This is a genomic window from Actinomadura rugatobispora, assembly GCF_055379765.1.
This window is the reverse complement of sequence record NZ_AP029191.1, coordinates 7,008,451-7,027,188: the sequence shown is the minus strand read 5'-3', so window position 1 is coordinate 7,027,188 and position 18,738 is coordinate 7,008,451. Positions and strand designations below refer to the sequence as shown.

The following is an 18,738-nucleotide window of genomic DNA, read 5'->3' as shown; positions in this document are numbered from 1 at the left end:
AAGGCGCCGTGCCGCTCGACCGGATGCGAACGCTGGCAGCTCTGGGAGCGCGCTCGGTCAGGGCGCTGTGGGACGTGGGCGCGTTCCGTCCCGTCCGCCCCGACCGGGCCGTGCGGCTGCCGCTCCAGTACCGCCGGTACGGTCCGGTGCCCGCCACCGTGGGGGCGATGGCGGCGCTGCGCTTCCGCGGCCGCACGGCGATCATCGACGAGCGCGGGACGCTGACGTACGCCGAACTGGAGCGGCGCGCCGCGGGCCTGGCCACCGCTCTGCAGGCCCGCCTGGCCGGGCCGGGCAAGGAGCGCCGGATCGGGGTGCTGTGCCGCAACCACCGGGGGTTCGTGGAGGCGGTGCTGGCAGGGTCCCGGCTCGGCACCGACGTGGTGCTGCTGAACACCGACTTCTCCGCGCCGCAGCTGGGCGAGGTCGCCGAGCGCGAGGGCATCGGGCTGCTGGTCCACGACGCCGAGTTCGACCCCGTCGTGGACGAGGCCGGCTACGGCCGCCGGCGGATCCACGCCTGGCGCGACGGCCGCGCGGGACCGTACGAGACGATCGACGGCCTGGCGGGCACCGAGCCGGAGCCGCTGCGGCCGGAACGCCCCGGCCGGGTGATCCTGATGACGTCGGGCACGACCGGCACCCCGAAGGGCGCCCGGCACGACGTCTCGCTCGGCTCGCTCCTGCCCGCCGCGCTCAGCCACATGGTCCGGGTGCCGGTGCGGTCGGGCGCGCCGATCGTGGTGGCGCCGCCGCTGTTCCACGTGCTCGGGTACGCCTACATGTCGGTGGCGGTGGGCCTGGGCATGCCGCTGATCCTGTTCCGCCGCTTCGACCCGCGCCGGGTCCTGGAGACGATAGAGGAGCACCGGGCGGAGACGCTGGTCGCGGTGCCGATCATGCTGCGGCGGCTCCTGGACGTCCCGGACGGCCCGCGGCCCGCGTCGCTGCGCGTGGTGGTGTGCGGCGGTTCGGCGCTGCACCCGCACCTGTCGGAGGCGTTCACGGACGCGTTCGGCGACGTGATCCACAACGTGTACGGGTCGACGGAGACCGGCTGGACGACCATCGCCACGCCCCGGGACGCCCGTGAGGCCCCGGGGACCGTCGGCCGCCCGTCGTTCCGGCTCCGCGTCCGCGTCCTGGACGAGGACGGCCGCGCGCTGCCGACCGGGGAGGTCGGCGAGATCCACACCGGCGGCGGGCTGCGGTTCGCCGGGTACACCGGGGGCGAGGACAGGCGGGAGCGGGACGGTCTCGTCGGCTCCGGCGACCTCGGCCACTTCGACGCCGAGGGGCGGCTGTTCGTGGACGGCCGCGCCGACGACATGATCGTGTCAGGGGGCGAGAACGTCTTCCCGGGTGAGGTGGAGGACCTGCTCGGCGACCATCCCGAGGTGGCCGAGGTCTCGGTCTCCGGGGTGGAGGACGAGCAGTGGGGGCAGCGGCTGTCCGCGCACGTGGTGCGGGCGCCCGGCGCGTCGGTGACCGAGGATGACCTCAAGTCGCTGGTGAGGGAGCGGCTGGCCCGGTACAAGGTGCCGCGGGAGGTGCATTTCGTGGACGAGCTGCCGCGCACCAGCACCGGCAAGGTGAAGCAGACCTGATCTGACCGGGGGCGCGAAGGTCAGGCGACTCCGGCGCCGGCTCCGGTGCGCTGCTTGGCGGCCATGCAGATGCGGGCCAGGTCGTTCAGCGCGTCCACGCGCCGCTCGTCCAGCGGGCGCTCGTCGCCCGGGTCGGCCTCCGCAAGCGTGTCGATGACCAGCGAGAACACCGGCCACTCCGCGGGCCCGATGGAGCCGCGGAAGTCGACCTCGCCGGACTCGAGCTCGTCGAGGTCGAGGTTGCGGGCGAAGGTGGCCAGGGCCGCCTCCGCCGCGACCAGGCCGATCCGCATCGCCAGCGCCGCCGGCTCCCTGCCACCCGTCGCACGCGCACCTGAACTCATGGTCGACAACATAGAACACACGAGCGACTCCGGTCGCACTTCTCCCGGAAATCACTCGCGTGTCCCACGTCGAGCGGAGCTGCGCGGCGGGCTACGCGACGTTGGCGTGCAGGTAGAGGTAGGAGTGGGTGAAGTGCAGCTCGCCGTCGACCTCGCTGGGGCGCATGCCGGTGGGGGCGCCGCCGGCCAGCTCGTCCGCCAGCTCCTTGCGGATCTGCGCGGCGGCGTCGGCGCAGGTGTGCGCCAGGCCCAGCCACGGCTCCACCGGCCGGACGAACTCGAACCGCTCGGCCCGCCGCACCTCGGCGCCGGTCGCGGCGACCAGTTCGGTGATGCGCTCCTCGGTGAGCAGGGCGCCGTGCGAGGGGTCGCGGAGCCGCTCGATGCGGTCGGGGTCGCCCTCCAGGCCGTCCGGGCGCACCAGGTCGGCGATGATCAGCGCCGCGCCGGGCCGGCCGACCCGCGCCATCTCCGTCACGACCGCCTCCGGGTCGGCCACCTGGTGCAGCGCGAACCGCGTCGCGACCAGCGTGAACGACCGGTCGGCGTAGGGCAGGGACGCGGCGTCGCCGCGGGTGAAGGTGACGTTGGTGACGCCGTCCCGGTCGGCCTCCCGTTTGCCCTGGGCCAGCATGGCGGGGGTGAGGTCGAGCGCGGTCACGTGCCGCACCCGCCCGGCGATCGCGCGCGAGACCAGCCCGGTCCCGGCGGCGACCTCCAGCACGACGTCCTCCAGGTCCAGCTCCGGCTCCATGAACTCCACCAGCCGGCCGAGATGCCGGGTGAACGCGACGTTCAGCCGCGGATCCCCGAATCCCTCCGCCTGCTTGGAGAACTCCTGTACGACCTTCTCGTCGTGCGCCACCACCACTAGTGCCTCCACTCACCCGCGGGGTCGTTGCGCGCATCATCCCTGAAACCACGCACCGTGACCAGAGGCGGATCGCGATCGCCCGCCGCGAACCCCTCAAACCCGTCGAATCCGTCGAGCCCGTCGAACCGGTCAGACCGCCGGGACGCTCTCCAGCAGCGCGGTGAGCCCGGCCGCGTCCAGCAGGTCCGCCGGACGGACCGTGACGTTCGCGCGCACGTAGTGGAAGGCGGCGCTGACCTGGTCGACCGGGACGTCCACCAGCTCGGCCCAGGCCAGCCGGTAGGCGGCCAGCTGCACGGAGGCGAAGCGGGCGTCGTCGCCGGACGGCGGCCGGCCGGTCTTCCAGTCGACCACCTCGTACCGGCCGTCGCGGTCGCGGAACACGGCGTCCATGCGGCCCCGCACCAGCCGGTCACCGATGATCGTCTCGAACGGGACCTCGACGTCGAGCGGCTCGCGCGCCGCCCACTCCGACCGCTCGAAGCTGTCGCGCAGCTCCTCCAGGTGGGAGTCGTCGGCGGCGCCCTCGTCGGCGGCGCCGGGCAGCTCGTCGGGGTCGAGCAGCCGCTGCTGCCCCCAGCGGCCCTCCAGCCAGGCGTGGAAGGCGGTGCCGCGGCGCGCGTACGGGGCGGGCGGCCGCGGCATCGGGCGGCGGATCTGGCGGGCCAGCGCCGCCGGGTCGCGGGCCAGCGACACCAGCGACGACACCGACAGGTGGGCGGGCAGCTCGACGAGCGTGCCGTCGCCGCCGCGGCCGCGGTCGCGTTCGGCCAGCAGCAGCTCCACGTCGCGGGCCCAGGCGGTCATGCGGCCGCGGTCGGCGGCACCGAGCCCGTCGGTGCCGGCCCACGGGCGGGTGCGGCCCAGCATGGCGTCCTCGACCATCCGGGCGGCGTCCACGATCGCCTCGTACCGTTCGCGGGACGCGGCGTCGCCGAGCCCTGCGCCCTGCTCGGGGGGCCAGTCGGAGGTCTCCGGCTCGGCGAGGAGCGGGTTGGCGGTGCCCTCCTCGGGCGGTTCGGCCCAGACGGCGACCGAGCCCGCCCCGGCCAGGCACACCTGCCGGACCTCCTCCAGGAACGGGGACGGCCCGAGCGGCCGCCCGGACGCGCCCCACCAGTAGCCGGTGACGATGAGCAGGCTGGAGGCGCGGGTCACCGCCACGTAGGCCAGGCGGCGCTCCTCGCGCAGGTCGCGTTCGGCGCACGCGGCGTCGAAGGCGTTCAGGTCGTCCTTCTCCAGGCCGTGCAGCGCGGGCAGGTCTGCGCGGTCGCCGCGGAGCATGAACGGCAGCACGCGCGGGTTGGCGGTCCAGCGGGTGGCGTTCTGCGGCGGCGACGGGAAGATCGAACCCTTGGCCGGGCCGCCGCTCTTCTGCGGCGTGTAGGACAGCCCGGGGACGATGACGACCGGCCATTCCAGGCCCTTGGAGGCGTGCACGGTGAGCAGCTTGACGCTGTTGGTCTCGCCGACCCGCCCGGCCTCCAGGCCGAACTCCTCGCTCTCGGCGGCCTTGAGGTAGGCGAGGAACGCGCCGAGGGTCGGGTCTTCGGCGTCGCCCGCGAACGTGGCGGCGGCGCCGATGAAGGCGTCGAGGTCGGCGCGGGCGGTGACGGGGTCGAGGCCGGAGCGGGCGGCGACCTCGATGTCGAGGCCGAGCGCGCGTTCGACCTCGTTCACCAGGTCGGGCAGCGCGAGGCCGACCTGGCCGCGCAGGTGGCGCAGCTCGTCGCGGAGCCGCCGCAGCCGTCCGAAGCCCTCCGGGGAGTACGCCTCGTAGGGGCCGAGGTCGTCGAGCGCGTCGACCAGGCTGCCGGTCTCCTGGTTGAGCTCGCTGACCAGCTGCCGCAGCGGATCGTCCGCGCCCCCCTCCGCCGCTGCCCCCTCGCCGTCCGAGCCGTCCGAGCCCTCCGAGCCCTCCGCCGCGGCATCCTGGACGGCCTCGTCCTCGCTCTTCTCGGGCGGGGTGATGTCGCGTCCGGCCTCCTGCGCGAGCGTGCGGGCGCGGCGGCCGAGGGCGACCAGGTCGCGGGGGCCGAGCCGCCAGCGCGGCCCGGTCAGCAGCCGGGCCAGCGAGGCGCCCGCCGTGGGGTCGTGCATCACGCGGAGCGTGGCGACGACGTCCTGCACCTCGGGGACGGTCAGCAGCCCGCCCAGCCCGACCACCTCGACGGGGATCTTCCGGTTCTCCAGCGCCCGCCGGAGCAGCGGGAACTGGGAGCGCTTGCGGGCCAGGATCGCGATGTCGCCGTACTCGAGCGGCTCCGGCCCGATCCAGGGCCCGCCGTCGGGGGCGGTCGCCGGATCGCCCGCCAGCAGCTGCTTGATGCGGGCGGCGATCCGCTCGGCCTCGTCCTCGACGGTCTCGAACAGCGCGCACTCGACGCGCCCGCGCTCCTCCCGTCCGGCGCCCGGCACCAGCCGCGGCACGGCCGACGTCTCGGCCCGCAGCTCCTCCTGCACCTTCGCGGCGGCGTCCAGGATCCGCTCGCCGTTGCGGAAGCTGCGGCTGAGCTGCACGACCGGCGCCGCGTCGGGACGCCGCCCGGCCACCGCCGGCTGCAGCGGGAAGTCGTAGGCGAAGCGCAGCAGGTTGCCCGCGCTCGCGCCCCGCCACCCGTAGATCGACTGGCACGGGTCGCCGACCGCCGTCACCGGGTGCCCCCCGGCGAACAGCGATTTGAGCAGGACGAGCTGCGCCTGGCTGGTGTCCTGGTACTCGTCGAGCAGCACGACCGAGAACCGCGACCGCTCGATCATCCCGACCTCGGGGTGCTTGTGGGCGATGCGGGCGGACAGGGCCATCTGGTCGTCGTGGTCGATGACCTCGCGGCCCGACTTGGCGCGGTGGTACGCCTCGATCAGCGGCATCATCTGCTCGCGCACGGCGTGCTTGGCGAGGATGTCGCGCTGCGCCTTCAGGGGCTTCTTCAGCACGGCGAACCGCTCGTCCAGCCAGGTGCCGACCTTGCGGACGTCCTCGGCCGTCCGCAGGTGCTCCGACAGGTCGCCCGACAGCTCCATCACGGCCTTGGTGACGGTGTCGGGCTGCCAGTCGATGCGGTCCATGGGGCCGTCGTAGGCGTCCACCACCCGCGAGCAGATCTGCCAGGCCACGGCCGGGGAGATCAGCCGCATGGTCGGCTCCAGCGCCTCGCGGAGGGCGTGGTCGCCGAACAGCCGGGACGCGTAGGAGTGGTACGTCGACACCATCGGCTCGCCGTCGAACAGCGACTCCCCGCCGATCCGGGCCAGCTCGTCGGCGGGCAGCACCTCGCGCAGCCGGTCCAGCCGCTTGCGGACGCGCGCGCCCAGCTCCGCCGCCGCCTTGCGGGTGAACGTCAGGCCCAGGACCCGTTCGGGCCGCACGAACCCGTTGGCGACCAGCCACACCACCCGCGCCGCCATCGTCTCGCTCTTGCCCGACCCGGCCCCCGCGATGACCGCCATCGGCGCCAGCGGCGCCTCGATCACCCGGGCCTGCTCGTCGGTCGGCTCGGGGATCTCCAGCAGCCGGGCCAGCTCCGCCGGAGTGATCACCCGCCCTCACCCTCCCGCGCCCCGGCCCCGGAGCGCCGCCTCATGGCCCGACCTGCCCGCCCTCGTCGTGGACGGGGCAGCAGGACCGTACGGGGCAGGTCCGACACTTGTCATTGGCGCGGGCCTGGAACACGTCGCCGGCCATGCCGGTGGCCACGACCTCGATGAGCTTCTTGGGCCACTCGGGGTCGGGGTCGTCGCCGGGCGGGGGCTGCTCCTGCTCGCGCGCCTTGGCGGTGAACGCGGCCTTGCCGACCTGGATCAGCTTGGCGCCGCCCGGCTCGATCAGGCCGTGCCGCTCGAACGCGCCGAGCATCACCGCGTACTGGTAGACGCCGAGCTGCGGGTGCCGGGCCAGGTCGTCCTTGGGGACGGCGGTGGTGGAGGTCTTGATGTCGATGATGACGGCGCGGCCGTGCTCGTCGCGTTCGGCGCGGTCGATGCGGCCCTTGATGACGACGCGGCCGAGGTCGACCTTGAAGGACTCCTCCAGCGCGACGACCTCGTTGGGGTTGTCGCGGTGCCAGCCGAGGAACCTGTCGACCATCGTGGCGGCCTGGTCGCGCTGCTTCTCCGAGTACCAGGAGCTGCGGAACTCCAGGTCGTTCCAGATGTCGTCGAGGCGCCGGGCCAGGTCGACCTCGGTGACGCCGTCGTCGGCGCCGGCCATCTCCGCGACCGCGTGGATGACCTTGCCCATGGTGGAGAACTCGTTCGGGCCGCCCTCCTGGGCGCCGACCGCCGAGGCCAGCAGCCAGCGCAGCCCGCAGGTGGTGAACGCCTCGACCTGCGACGGCGAGATGGTGATCTGCTCGTCCTCGGCGAACGCGGGGCCGGGGTCGGACAGGGCGGTGATGGCGTACCAGTTCTCCGGGCGGGCGCCGCGGACGCCCGCGCGGGCCAGCCGGGCCAGGTGGCCGGCGGCGGCGCGGCGCATCGGCTCGGGCCGGGACGGGTCGGACGCCACCGAGCGCAGGTCGGCGACCAGGGCGGGCAGCGACAGCCAGCGGGTCTTCTCGTCGAGCTGGGACTGCTCGATCGCGCCGGGCAGCAGCTCGTTGAGGAAGCGGGAGGGGCGCTCCTCGGAGTCGTCGCCGCCGACGGCGGTCACGACGAGGCGGTGGCGGGCGCGGGTGACGGCGACGTAGAAGAGGCGGCGCTCCTCGTCCATCATCTTGGCGGCCATGGACGCGCCCGCCGCCGCGGCGCTGCCGCCGCCGTCGCGGCCGCCGGCGCGGGCGAGGGCCTCGGCGTGCGCCTGCGCCTCGCGTTCCAGCTCGCTGCCCGCCGACAGCTCGACCAGCTCCTCGATGCCCAGCAGCGAGCCGCGCAGCCGCAGGTCGGGCCAGACGCCCTCCTGGACGCCGGCGACGACGACCACGTCCCACTCCAGGCCCTTGGAGCGGTGCGCGGTGAGGATCCGCACCGCCTCCCCCTCCGGGGCCTGCTCGGCCAAGGTGTCGCCGGCGATCTCCTGGGAGGCGATGGTGTCGACGAACAGCTCGGGCCCGGCCTGCGGCAGCCGGTCGACGAAGCGGGCGGCGTGGTCGAACAGCGCGACGACGGCGTCGAGGTCGCGGTCGGCGGCGGCGCCGCGGGTGCCGCCCCGGACGCTCTGCTCCAGCAGCTCGTCGGCCAGGCCGCTCTCGCGCCACACCGCCCACAGGACGTCCTCGGCGGAGCCGCCGCCGTGCGCGCTCTCGCGGGCGAGCCCGATGAGGCGGGCGACGCGTTCGGCGGGGGCGCGGACCTTCTCGTGGACGGGGATCAGTTCGCGCGGGTCGTCGACCGCCGCCACCAGCAGCTCGCCGAGGGTGCGGTGCCCGCCGGACAGGTCCTCCAGGTCGCGCAGCGCCCGCTTGAGCCGCCGCATGCCGAGGGCGTCGGCGCCGCCGAGCGGGCCGGTGAGGAGGTCCTCGACGACCACCTCGTCCATGAAGTCCTTCTTCAGGGCCGCGCGCAGCAGCACCAGGATCGGCCGCACCGCCGGCTCGGCGATCAGGGGGACCTCGTCGCCCGCCACGACCACGGGCACCCCGGCCTGGGCGAGCGCGCGGCGCAGCGCGGGGACCTGCCGGACGGCGCTGCGCACCAGCACCGCCATCCGCGACCACGGGACGCCGTCGAGCAGGTGCGCGCGGCGCAGCTCGTCGGCGACCAGCGCCGACTCCTGGCTCTCGGAGTCGGCGATCACGGCTCTGACCTCGTCGCCGATGGCGTCGTCGGACTCGGGGCGTTCGACGGGACGCAGCGCGCGGTGCTCGGCGGCCAGCACCCCGGCGGGCAGCCGCCGCGCGATCCGCCGGGACGCCTCCAGGAGGTCGGGGCCCATGCGGCGGCAGTCCTGCAGCGCCACCACCGGGGCCGGGTCGCCGCCGATGGTCGGGAACCGCTCGGGGAACTCCAGGATCCCCCGCACGTCGGCGCCCCGGAAACCGTAGATGGACTGGTCGGGGTCGCCCACGGCGACCAGGTCGCGGCCGTCGCCGGCCAGCCGCCGCAGCAGCGCCTCCTGGGCGGGGTCGGCGTCCTGGTACTCGTCCACGAACACCACGTCGTAGGCGTCGCGCTCGCGGTGCATGGCGTCCTCGTCGGCGGCGAGCAGCCCGGCGGCCATGTGGATCAGCTCGGCGTAGTCGTAGGTCTGCACCGGGTCGACGGCGAAGCGCTCGGCGTAGCGCTCCATGAACCGGCCGATCGCGGTCCAGTCGTCGCGGCCCCGGGTGCGGCCGGTGGCGACCAGGTCTTCGGGGAAGTAGCTCCGCTCGGCGGCGCGGAGGGCGAAGTCGCGCAGCTCCTCGGCGAAGCCGCGGGTGGCCAGCGCCGCGCGCAGCCGCTCGGGCCAGTCCCGCGCCCCGTCGGCCAGCTCGCCCTCCAGCAGCCGCCGCACCTCCAGCAGCTGCTCGGGGCCCGACAGCAGCCGCGGCGGGGGCTCCTCGTTCAGGACGGCGTCGCGGCGCAGCAGCGCGTAGGCGTAGCCGTGGAAGGTCAGCGCCAGCGGCGTGCGGGTGGTGCGGCGCAGCCGCCCGGTGATGCGCTCGCGCAACTCCCCCGCCGCCTTGCGGCTGAAGGTGAGGACCAGCACCCGCTCCGGGTCGGTGCCGCGCTCGTCGATGCGGTCGGCCACCGCCTCCACGATCGTGGTCGTCTTGCCGGTGCCCGGCCCGGCCAGCACCAGCAGCGGGCCGCCGGCATGCTCGACCACCCGCCGCTGCCGCTCGTCGAGCACCGGCGGGACGGCCCGCGCGGGACCCGCGCGGCGCACGAGACGGTAGGAGGCTGGTGGCACAACATTTCATTGGAGCAGATCACCGGGGCTGCTCTGACCACATCCGCCGCATGTCGCGGATGAGACCGCACACGATCACGGGACGTGAGCGCCGCGGCGCCGCCGCCGGCACGGTCCGTGGGCATCCCGTGACGGGACGCGACTGGACGTGACGGACGCCACGGAGTAGGACGGAGCATCACGGCGCGGGCGCGCACCGGGCCTGCGGAAGACCTATCGGAATGCGGCGGAAATGTCATCCGGCACCTTGCACAAAGCCTCACAGGGCCGGGTGTGCGCTTTTCTCATTGTCCGTCGATAACCGATCGGACAGAGTCTCTGGAACCGCCGGGCCCCCTCGGACGGATCCCGTAACAACCCCGAAATCAACGTTTAACAGAGCCTACCAGCCGCCCCTGTAAGCCTTCCCCTGCCAGCCCTTCCCCGCAATGGATGGTGACGCGTTGTCCGCTGCCCACTGGATCTACCTGCTCGGCCTGGCCGTGCTCATCGCCACCGTGGTGGCGAAGAAGAACGTCATCGCGCCCGCCGTCGTCGCGACCTTCCTCACCGGGCTGGCCTACGGCGGCAGCGTCACCACCGGGCTCGGATCGGTCTTCAACGCCGCGATCGTCGGCACCCGCGAGCTGCTGCCGGTCTTCATCATCATCGCGCTGGTCACGGCCATGCTGGGGGCGATGCGGGGGCTGGGCGCGGACGCGGTCATGATCCGGCCGCTGGGCCGGCTGTTCCGCAACGGGCACGTCTCCTACGTGGTGCTGGCGGTGGTGACGTACCTGCTGTCGCTGTCGTTCTGGCCCACGCCGGTGCTGCCGCTGATCGCGGCGATCCTGCTGCCCGCGGCGGTGCGGGCGGGGCTGGCGCCGTTCGGGGCGGCGCTGGCGATCGCCATCACCGGGCAGGGCATGGCGCTCAGCTCGGACTACATCATGGGGGTGGCGCCGGGTCTGTCCGCCGAGGGCGCCGACGTCCCGGCCGGGCTGATCGCCGACCGGGCGATGGTGATCTCGCTGGTCGCCGGGGTGGTGGCGCTGGCCGTGGCGTACCTTCGCGACGTGCGCACCAGGATGCTCGACCCGATCGCCTCCGCGGCCGTCGTCCTGCCGGTGTCCGAGGCCGCCACCGCGCACCACGTCGGAACGGTCCACACCGGCACCGCGGGGCAGCGTGCGGGCGGCGCCGCCGCGGAGACCGGCGGCGGGAGCGGGACGGCCACGCTGACCACCGCCTCCTCCGGCGGCAAGGACGAGCCGGCGGCGGCCTCGTCCAAGGCGCGGATCGTGGCGGTCGCGGTGCCGGTGCTGTTCGCGGCGCTGCTGGTGTTCATGCTGCTCGGCCGGTTCACCTCCCTCGTGCCGAACATCGACGACGGGATGGGCGCCCCGCTGGTCGGCGGCACCGCCGCCCTCGCGCTCGTGGCGATCGCGCTGGTCGCGAACCGGAAGGGCTGGCTGGAGGACGTCGGCGGGCACTTCACCGAGGGCATCGCGTTCTCGTTCCGCACCATGGGGATGGTGATCCCGGTCGCGGGGTTCGTCTACGTCGGCCTCTCCGACTACTCCGGCGACATCCTGGGCCTGCCCGAGGGCGCCAAGGCGCCCGCGTTCCTGCTGGACGCGATCGCGCACGTCCAGCCGCACATCCCGCAGGTCCCGGTGTTCGCCTCGTTCGCGATGCTGCTGGTCGGGATGGTGATCGGGCTCGACGGCAACGGCTGGCCGGGACTGCCGTTCACCGGGTCGCTGGCCTCCTCGCTGGGCGACGGATCGGGCGCGGACGTGGCGACGCTGGCCGCGATCGCGCAGAACGGCGCCAGCTGGACCGGCGGCGGCACGCTGGTCATCTGGTCCTCGCTGATCGTGGTGGCCGGGCTCACCGGGGTCTCGGTGGTCGATCTGGCCCGGCGGCTGTTCGTCCCGGTGGTGACCGGGCTGGTGGTGGCCACGGCGATCGCGACGGTGGTGCTGTGAGCCCGGCCGCGCCGCGGACCGTCGTCGAGACGGCGGCGCTGGTCAGGTCGGGCGAGCTGGCGGCCCGGGAGGCGGTGGCGGAGGCGCTCGCGCGCATCGCGGAGCTGGACGGCGACCTGGGCGCGTTCGTCCACATCGACGCCGACGGCGCGCTCGCCCGCGCCCGCGAGATCGACGAGAGCGTGGCGCGCGGCGACGATCCCGGGCCGCTGGCCGGGGTGCCGCTGGGCGTGAAGGAACTGCACGCGGTGGCGGGCTGGCCGTTCGCGATGGGCAGCGCGCTGCACGCCGACCGGATCGCCGGCCACACGTCCACGCTGGTGGCGCGGGCGGTGGCGGCCGGGGCGATCCCGATCGGGGCGACCGCGTCGCCGGAGTTCGGGCGGGCATCGTTCACCGCGTCCGCGCTGCACGGCGTGACGCGCAACCCGTGGAACCGCGACCTGACCCCTGGCGGGTCGAGCGGCGGGTCGGCCGCCGCGGTCGCGGCCGGGATGGTGCCCGTCGCGACCGGCACGGACGGCGCGGGCTCGCTGCGCATCCCGGCGTCGTACTGCGGGCTCGTCGGGTTCAAGGGCACCTACGGGCGGGTCCCGCGCGGGCCGTACCACTGGGGGACGGCCGAGAACGACCACTACGGCGTCCTGACCCGCACGGTCCGGGACACCGCCCGCCTCCTGGACTGCGTGTGCGGGTCCGACGAGTACGACCGGTCCTCGCTGCCCGCGCCGTCCGAGCCGTTCGAGGACGCGCTGCGCCCGGCCGGCCTGCGGGGACTGCGGGTGGCGTGGACGCCCGACCTCGGCAACGCGCCGTGCGACCCCGAGGTGGCGGCCGTGGTGGAGGCGGCGGCGGAGAAGTTCATCGCGGGCGCGGGCGTGCGGCGCGTCCCGGCCGACCTGCGCCTGGAAGCGGCGTGCGGCGCCGCGTACCGGACGCTGTCGGTGCCGGACGTGCACTCCGAGTTGCGCGCCGCGCCGCCCGGGAGGCTCGGATCCGTCCACCCCACGGTGCGCGGGTACGGCGACGCCGCGGCGGCCCTGGACGCCGACGCGCTGGTGGACGCGCACCAGACCCGGGCCCGGCTGGTGGCCGCGCTGGCGGAGGCGTTCGACCGCTTCGACCTGCTGCTGACCCCGGCCACGCAGGTCCCGGCGTTCCCCGCCGAGGGCCCGATGCCGGCCGAGATCGCGGGCCGTCCGGTGGACCACTGGGGCGCGCTGGCGGTGACGTTCCCGTTCAACCTGTCGGGGCATCCGGCGGTGTCGGTCCCGGCGGGACGGGCCGGCGGCGCGCCCGTCGGGCTGCAGATCGTCGGGCGGCGGCACGCCGACGCGCTGGTGCTGGCCGCGGCGGCGGCCGTGGAAGCTGTGCTTTCTTGAACCCCGGCCCAGGGCACTCGCCTAGCGGCTCGCACCCTGACCGGGTTTCTGGGCGAGCGCGGCATCGCTTCGCGATCTGCCCGGTGAGGCTCGCCTTCGGCATCGCCTCACCGGGCAGGTAACGCGCTCGCGCGGGGGCTGATCGGCCTCGTTCAGAGGAATCTGCGGATGGGGAGGATGGACACTTCCGCGGCGCGCTGCAGCCTCGACCGCTTCTTCCAGCGCCATTCGCGGATCTCCTCGCTGCGCCGGAGGTCGTCGTCGAAATGCCCGTCCAGCGCGGCGGTGAAGTCGCGGTCGACGACCGCCAGCATGATCTCCTCGTCGTGGTCCATCGAGCGGCGGTTGATGTTGGTGGACCCGACCAGCGACACGGCCCGGTCGACGGTGAGCACCTTGGTGTGCAGCATCGTCGGCTGGAACTGCCAGATGCGGACCCCGTCGGCCAGCAGCCGCTCGTAGTGCTGCTGGCCGCCCAGCAGCGAGACCCGCTTGTCGATCCGCGGGCCGGGCAGCAGGATCTCGATCTCCACGCCGCGGCGGGCGGTGCGTCCCAGCAGTTCGGTGAAGTAACGGTCGGGGGCGAAGTAGGCGGTGGACACCCGGACCCGCTCCTCGGCCGACTCCAGCACCACCCGCATCAGGGTCTGCATGTCCTGCCAGCCCAGGCTCGCCGAGCCGCGCACGACCTGCACGACCGCGTCGCCCGCGGGCTCGTGCCCGCCGAAGCGGTCGCGCTCGTCGAACAGCTCGTCGTGGCACTCGGCCCAGCCCTGCGCGAACGCGGCGGCGACGCCGTCCACGGCGGGCCCGCGCACCCGGACGTGGGTGTCGCGCCACTCGTTCTCGTCGCGGGCGTCGCCGCACCACTCCTCGGCGATGCCGACGCCGCCGGTGAACGCGGTGCCCTCGTCCACCACCAGCACCTTGCGGTGGCAGCGGTGGTTCTGCTTGAACGGCGAGAGGTAGGGCGGCTTGCGGAACCACGCCACGGTGACGCCGTCCGCGCTCATCCGGTCGACCAGGTCCTTCTCGATGGGATGGCAGCCGATCCCGTCGAGGAGCAGCCGGACCCGCACCCCGGCGCGGGCGCGCTCGCCGAGCGCGTCGGCGAACCGGCGGGCGATGTCGCCGCGCCAGTAGACGTAGGTCATCATGTCGATGGTGCGCTCGGCGCGGCCGATCGCCTCCAGCATCGCGGGGAAGATCCGGTCGCCGTTGCGCAGCGGCAGCACCTCGTTGCCCTCGGTGGCCGCGATCCCGATGAGCCGCTCGAGGCGGCGGCGGATGCGCTGCCCGGAGTGCTCGGTGCCCTCGGTCCCCTGGTCGGGGGAGGCGGCGGGAGACGCGGCCATGGGTGCTCCTGATCGTCGGCGGCATGGTCCGGACGTGACCGGAAGATTGCCCCCTCTTGCCGGTTACGTCCGGATCGCGCCTACCCCGCTCCGCGTCCCCCATGCATCGCCCGCCGGTCAGGGCGCGGTACGCGGCGCGACCTTCTCCTCGAAGGCGCGCAGCGCGGCCGCCCCGACCGCCTTGTCCTGCTCGCCGTTGCCGCCGCTGACCCCGACCGCGCCGATCACCCGGCCCTCGTACACGATCGGGAAGCCGCCCACGAAGATGGCGAACTTGCCGGGGTGCATCTGGTTGATCCCGAACGCCTCGTTGCCCGGCAGCGCGGGCCCGTCCGGCGGCTCGTTGAACTTGTGGGTGTCGCGCTGGTGTCCGGCGGCGGTGAACGCCTTGGCGATCGCGATCTCCACCCCGGTCAGCCGGGCCCCGGTCATCCGGTGCAGGGCGATGGGGTGGGCGCCGTCGTCGGCGATGCAGATCGTCTCCTTGACCCCGATCCGCTCCGCCTCCGCCTCGGCCGCCTCCAGCAGCACCAGGGCGTCCTCCAGGGTCAGCCGATGAACGGTCTGCATTCGTCCTCCTGTTCCCGTTCAGGCAATCCAGAGAATTGCGGATCCGCGACCGCCGGCCGCATTTTTATCCGCAATTCAGGTATTGCTCGATTCGATTTCGTGCCGCAGAATGGAGGCTGCGGAGAAAAGGAAGGCCCTCCCTGGCCCCGCCCGTCCCCTCCGGCGGTCACGGCAGTCAGTCTCCGGGACCCCGGCGAACCGGACTATGTACACTCTGCCGAACCATCGGGACAGGATGTGGGCACATGGCACATCAGCACGTGGACATCATCGACTCCCCCTCCCCGGACACCGGGCACGACGCCGCCCCCGACAGCGACGCCGACGGCCGGGTCACGGTGGGCGCGCTGCTCGCCGAGCCGCTGCTGCGCGGCGGGCTGGTCGCGGGCGCGGCCGGGCTGGACCGCCGGGTCTCCTGGTGCCTGCCGCTGTCGGAGACCCGCCGCTACGCCGAGGGGCAGGTCGGCTCGGCCGACCTCGGCGGCATCGCCGTCCACCTGCCCGCGACCATGCTGGCCGCGGCGGACGAGGCGATCGCGCTGATCCACGAGCTGTCCCGGCGCGGCGCCGCGGCGCTGCTGGCCTGGCAGCAGCCGGGCACCCGGTGCGATCTGAAGGCCGCGGCGCGGGCCGCCGACCGGGCCCGGGTGCCGCTGCTGGCGCTGCGCGAGGAGGCCGACTACCGGGCGGTGAGCCGGCTGGTGGGGCAGAAGGCGCTGGCGCAGACCTCGCACGTGCTGGAGTACGGCGCGCGGGTGCACCGCGCCCTCGCCGACGTGCTGGCGCAGGGGTCGGGGATCCCGGCGATGGCGCACGCGATCGCCAACCTGTCGCGCTGCCCGGTGCTGATCCTGGACGAGGACGGCGAGCGCCTGGCCTGGGAGCAGCCGCCGGGCGGCACCGCGACCGACCCGGACGGGATCGCCGCCGCCCTGCCCGCCGTCCCGGAGCCGGCCGCGGAGCCGGGCCCCGTCCCCGGCGGCCCCGAGGCACCGGGCGCGGCGGGCGGTGCGGCGGGCGGGCATCCGGTGGAGCTGGACCTGCGGCCGTCCCCGGACGGCGACCCGGTCCGGGCGCTGCTCGCCCCGATCATCGTCGGCGGGGAGCCGTACGGGCGGCTGGTGCTGCTGGAGCGCGCGTTCCCGCCCGACGACCACGACCTCGCCCAGCACCGGGTGATCGCCGAGCACGGCGCGACGCTGACCGGTTCGGAGATGCTGCGGCAGCGGTCGGTGCGGGCGGCCGAGGAGCGGGCCCGCGGCGACTTCGTCGAGGCGCTGGTGCACGGCCGGTTCGCCGACCCGCACGAGCTGGGCGCCCGCGCCCGGCACCACGGCTTCGACGTGTCCGGGACGTTCGCGGTGCACGTGGTGTCGGCGTCCGCGCTGCTGCCGGTGGGCCGCGACTACCTGCGGCACAAGCTGACCGCGACCCGGATCGCGCAGGCGATGGAGCCGGACGGCAGCACGCTGACCGCCTCGATCGGCTCCACGATCGTGGTGATCCGGCAGCTGGCGGCGTGCGGCGACCCGCTGCGCGAGCGGCAGGAGGCGGGCCGGTTCGCGCAGCGGCTGCGGCGCCGGCTGCTGCCGTCGCTGGGCGAGGACCTGCGGGTGACGCACGGCCGTCCGGGCAAGGGCGCGGCGGGCGTGGCGACCGGCTACTACGAGGCGCGGCTGGCGATGGGCCTGTCGTGGCACACCGACGCCGACCGCGTGTGCGGGTACGACGACCTGCGGGTGTTCGCGGCGCTCAAGGAGGTCGCGGGCAGCGCGGAGGGGCAGGCGTTCGCGGCGGAGACGCTGGCGCCGCTGCGGCAGGCGGGCGGCGGCGACCTGGAGCCGATCGTGCTGGCCTACATCAGGAACGCGGGGAACCTGAACGCCGCGGCCCGCTCCCTCACCCTGCACCGCAACACGATGCTCTACAAGCTCGACCGTGCGTCGCGGGCGCTGCGCATGGACATCCGCACGGCCGACGCGCAGTTCATGTTCTGGCTCGCGCACCACATCGAGACGCTGAGCTCGGTCACCCAGACGCTCGCCGACGAGCTGACCCCGCCCGCCGAACGCCGCTAGCGGGCGGGGTCCGGGCCGGTGAAGGAGGACAGCAGGCCGAGTGCGGCGATGGCGGCGCAGCCGACGAAGACGGCGCCGAACGCGGGCGAGCGGTCCAGCACCGCCGCCACCCAGGCCGCGCCCAGCGCCGACCCGCCGAAGCGCACCAGGTTGAACAGGCCCAGGCCCGCCCCGTACCGGCCCGCCTCGGAACGGGTCGCGCCGGTGGCCGCGGGCGTCTGCACCAGGGCCACGCCCGCGCCGGTCAGCAGGAGCGCCGCCAGCAGCCCCGGCACGCCGCCGTGCCCGGTGAGCACGGCCGCCACCCCCGACTGCCCCGCCACCAGCAGGACCAGCCCGCACCGCAGCACCGGACGGGCGCCGAGCCGCTCCATGAGGACGCCGACGACCGGCGCCAACACCGACATCGCGAGCGGCAGGCACAGCAGCAGCGCCCCCGCCGTCAGCGTCTCCGTGCGCCGCACGGTCGTCAGGTAGAGGGGGACGCCGAGCAGCGTCGCGCCCAGGCAGAACATCTGCGCCAGCACGGTCAGGCACGACCGCAGGTAGCGGATCTCCAGCAGCAGGCGGGGCGGCAGGAACGCGTCGGCCCGTCCCCGTTCGGCGAACAGGAACGCCACGGCCGCCAGCGCGCCCGCCAGCGCCCCCAGCCACACCACCGGGGACGCGGCGCCGAGCGGCGCGACCGCGGACGCGGCCCCGAGCGCCAGCCCGGCGGCGAGGGTCAGCAGCGACGCGCCCCGCCAGTCGAGCGGGACGCTGCGGGGCCGGTCGCGCGGCACGAGCCGTACCGCGACCGCGGCGGCGGCCAGCCCCAGCGGCACGATCGGCCAGAACACCGCGCGCCACCCGGCCCAGGTGGCCAGGCCGCCGCCCAGCGCGGGCCCGGCCGCCTGCCCGATGCCGTTCACCGCCGCCCACAGCGCCAGCGCCCGGCCCCGCCGCGCGCCGTCGAACAGCGCCGCGATCAGCGACATCACGGTCGGCAGCATCGCGGCGGTCGCGGCGCCCTGCACGGCCCGCACCGCCACCAGCGAGGTCAGGTCGGGGGCGAGCGCGGCGGCCGCCGAGGCCGCGCCCAGCACCGCCGTCGCCGCCGTGAACACCCGGCGGTGGCCGTACCGGTCGCCGAGCCAGCCGGAGATCGGCAGCAGCACCGCGAACGTGACCGTGAACGCGATCACCAGCAGCGAGCCCGCCGACACCGGCACGCCCAGATCGTCCAGGATCAGGCTCAGCGGGACGTTCACGATGGTGTTGGCGACGGTGCCGGTGAACGTGCCGAGCAGCAGCGGGACCAGCGCCGCCCACCGCCCGGCCCCGCCGCCCCCGCCGGTCAGGTCATCGCTCGACACCCTGCCGCCGCCGTCGCGGGCCGGGCCGCTCGGTGCCCGGCGGGATCGCCACCCAGATCTTCCCGTCCGCCTCCTTGATCGGATAGACGGCCACCGCCCTGGTGGCGGGCGGCGTGATCGGCTCGCCGTCGGCGTAGTCGAACACGCTGCCGTGGCACGAGCACAGCAGCCCGTCCTCGGTGACCCGCCCGGACGACAGCAGGCAGTCCAGGTGGGTGCAGTAGTTCGACATCGCGTGCACGACGCCCTCGGACCGCGCCACGGCGATCTCGGCCTCGTCGTCCCCGACGAAGAAGCGCCGCACCACCCCCTCGGGCACCTGGCCCGACCGGGCCACATAGTGGTACTCGACGTCCTCCGCAGTCTCCATCGGA

At 74.7% G+C, this 18,738-nt stretch carries 12 protein-coding genes; 4 read left to right on the top strand and 8 right to left on the bottom strand.

Annotated features, from left to right (window positions below; translation table 11 throughout):
• The first annotated feature begins 8 nt into the window (after positions 1 to 8).
• Positions 9 to 1,607 carry an AMP-binding protein gene (locus ACZ466_RS31440; protein WP_378285054.1) on the top strand — a complete coding sequence of 533 codons (1,599 nt, stop codon included), beginning with the start codon at positions 9 to 11 and terminating at the stop codon, positions 1,605 to 1,607.
• Between the two features lie 20 nt (positions 1,608 to 1,627).
• On the opposite strand, the gene ACZ466_RS31435 is transcribed toward ACZ466_RS31440, so the two are convergent.
• The 4 genes from ACZ466_RS31435 to ACZ466_RS31420 form a co-directional block, all read right to left on the bottom strand.
• Positions 1,628 to 1,951 carry a hypothetical protein gene (locus ACZ466_RS31435; RefSeq protein ID WP_378285055.1) on the bottom strand — a complete coding sequence of 108 codons (324 nt, stop codon included), beginning with the start codon at positions 1,949 to 1,951 and terminating at the stop codon, positions 1,628 to 1,630.
• A gap of 91 nt (positions 1,952 to 2,042) precedes the next feature.
• Positions 2,043 to 2,834, bottom strand: a complete 792-nt coding sequence (locus tag ACZ466_RS31430) for a class I SAM-dependent methyltransferase (RefSeq protein ID WP_378285056.1) — start codon at positions 2,832 to 2,834, stop codon at positions 2,043 to 2,045.
• Positions 2,835 to 2,954: 120 nt separating this feature from the next.
• Complete coding sequence (locus ACZ466_RS31425; protein ID WP_378285057.1) at positions 2,955 to 6,365, bottom strand: ATP-dependent helicase; 3,411 nt, start codon at positions 6,363 to 6,365, stop codon at positions 2,955 to 2,957.
• 40 nt (positions 6,366 to 6,405) lie between these two features.
• A complete protein-coding gene (locus tag ACZ466_RS31420; protein WP_378285058.1) occupies positions 6,406 to 9,630 on the bottom strand; it encodes an ATP-dependent helicase in 3,225 nt (1,074 codons plus the stop codon).
• Positions 9,631 to 10,097: 467 nt separating this feature from the next.
• Between ACZ466_RS31420 and ACZ466_RS31415 the strand changes: the two genes are divergently transcribed.
• Together ACZ466_RS31415 and ACZ466_RS31410 are read left to right on the top strand one after the other, a co-directional pair.
• Positions 10,098 to 11,624 carry a hypothetical protein gene (locus tag ACZ466_RS31415; protein ID WP_378285059.1) on the top strand — a complete coding sequence of 509 codons (1,527 nt, stop codon included), beginning with the start codon at positions 10,098 to 10,100 and terminating at the stop codon, positions 11,622 to 11,624.
• The gene (locus tag ACZ466_RS31410; protein ID WP_378285060.1) at positions 11,621 to 13,006 is read left to right on the top strand and encodes an amidase; all 1,386 of its coding nucleotides are present in this window, start codon (positions 11,621 to 11,623) and stop codon (positions 13,004 to 13,006) included. Before ACZ466_RS31415 ends, ACZ466_RS31410 begins: the two co-directional genes overlap by 4 nt.
• Before the next feature lie 152 nt (positions 13,007 to 13,158).
• Here the strand turns inward: ACZ466_RS31410 and ACZ466_RS31405 are convergent, their stop codons facing one another.
• Both ACZ466_RS31405 and ACZ466_RS31400 read right to left on the bottom strand, forming a co-directional pair.
• Positions 13,159 to 14,361 (bottom strand): phospholipase D-like domain-containing protein, encoded by a 1,203-nt coding sequence (locus tag ACZ466_RS31405; protein ID WP_378285061.1) that lies wholly within the window; start codon positions 14,359 to 14,361, stop codon positions 13,159 to 13,161.
• A 117-nt stretch (positions 14,362 to 14,478) separates the two neighbouring features.
• Positions 14,479 to 14,931 (bottom strand): GlcG/HbpS family heme-binding protein, encoded by a 453-nt coding sequence (locus ACZ466_RS31400; RefSeq protein ID WP_378285062.1) that lies wholly within the window; start codon positions 14,929 to 14,931, stop codon positions 14,479 to 14,481.
• Between the two features lie 245 nt (positions 14,932 to 15,176).
• Here ACZ466_RS31400 and ACZ466_RS31395 point away from each other — a divergent pair, with 245 nt between their 5' ends.
• Positions 15,177 to 17,009 carry a helix-turn-helix domain-containing protein gene (locus tag ACZ466_RS31395; RefSeq protein ID WP_378285063.1) on the top strand — a complete coding sequence of 611 codons (1,833 nt, stop codon included), beginning with the start codon at positions 15,177 to 15,179 and terminating at the stop codon, positions 17,007 to 17,009.
• Here ACZ466_RS31395 and ACZ466_RS31390 read toward each other — a convergent pair.
• Both ACZ466_RS31390 and ACZ466_RS31385 read right to left on the bottom strand, forming a co-directional pair.
• Entirely contained in the window at positions 17,006 to 18,364 is a 1,359-nt protein-coding gene (locus ACZ466_RS31390) for an MFS transporter (RefSeq protein ID WP_378285064.1), read from the bottom strand. The genes ACZ466_RS31395 and ACZ466_RS31390 overlap by 4 nt on opposite strands.
• Positions 18,351 to 18,734 (bottom strand): Rieske (2Fe-2S) protein, encoded by a 384-nt coding sequence (locus ACZ466_RS31385; RefSeq protein ID WP_378285065.1) that lies wholly within the window; start codon positions 18,732 to 18,734, stop codon positions 18,351 to 18,353. Before ACZ466_RS31385 ends, ACZ466_RS31390 begins: the two co-directional genes overlap by 14 nt.
• Between the last annotated feature and the right edge of the window lie 4 nt (positions 18,735 to 18,738).

What these genes read in the sequence shown, in the direction of transcription:
- ACZ466_RS31405 (WP_378285061.1), bottom strand. Translation starts at nt 14,361, where the DNA reads ATGGCCGCGTCTCCCGCCGCCTCCCCCGACCAGGGGACCGAGGGCACC.
- ACZ466_RS31395 (WP_378285063.1), top strand. Translation starts at nt 15,177, where the DNA reads ATGGCACATCAGCACGTGGACATCATCGACTCCCCCTCCCCGGACACC.
- ACZ466_RS31400 (WP_378285062.1), bottom strand. Translation starts at nt 14,931, where the DNA reads ATGCAGACCGTTCATCGGCTGACCCTGGAGGACGCCCTGGTGCTGCTG.
- ACZ466_RS31385 (WP_378285065.1), bottom strand. Translation starts at nt 18,734, where the DNA reads ATGGAGACTGCGGAGGACGTCGAGTACCACTATGTGGCCCGGTCGGGC.
- ACZ466_RS31435 (WP_378285055.1), bottom strand. Translation starts at nt 1,951, where the DNA reads ATGAGTTCAGGTGCGCGTGCGACGGGTGGCAGGGAGCCGGCGGCGCTG.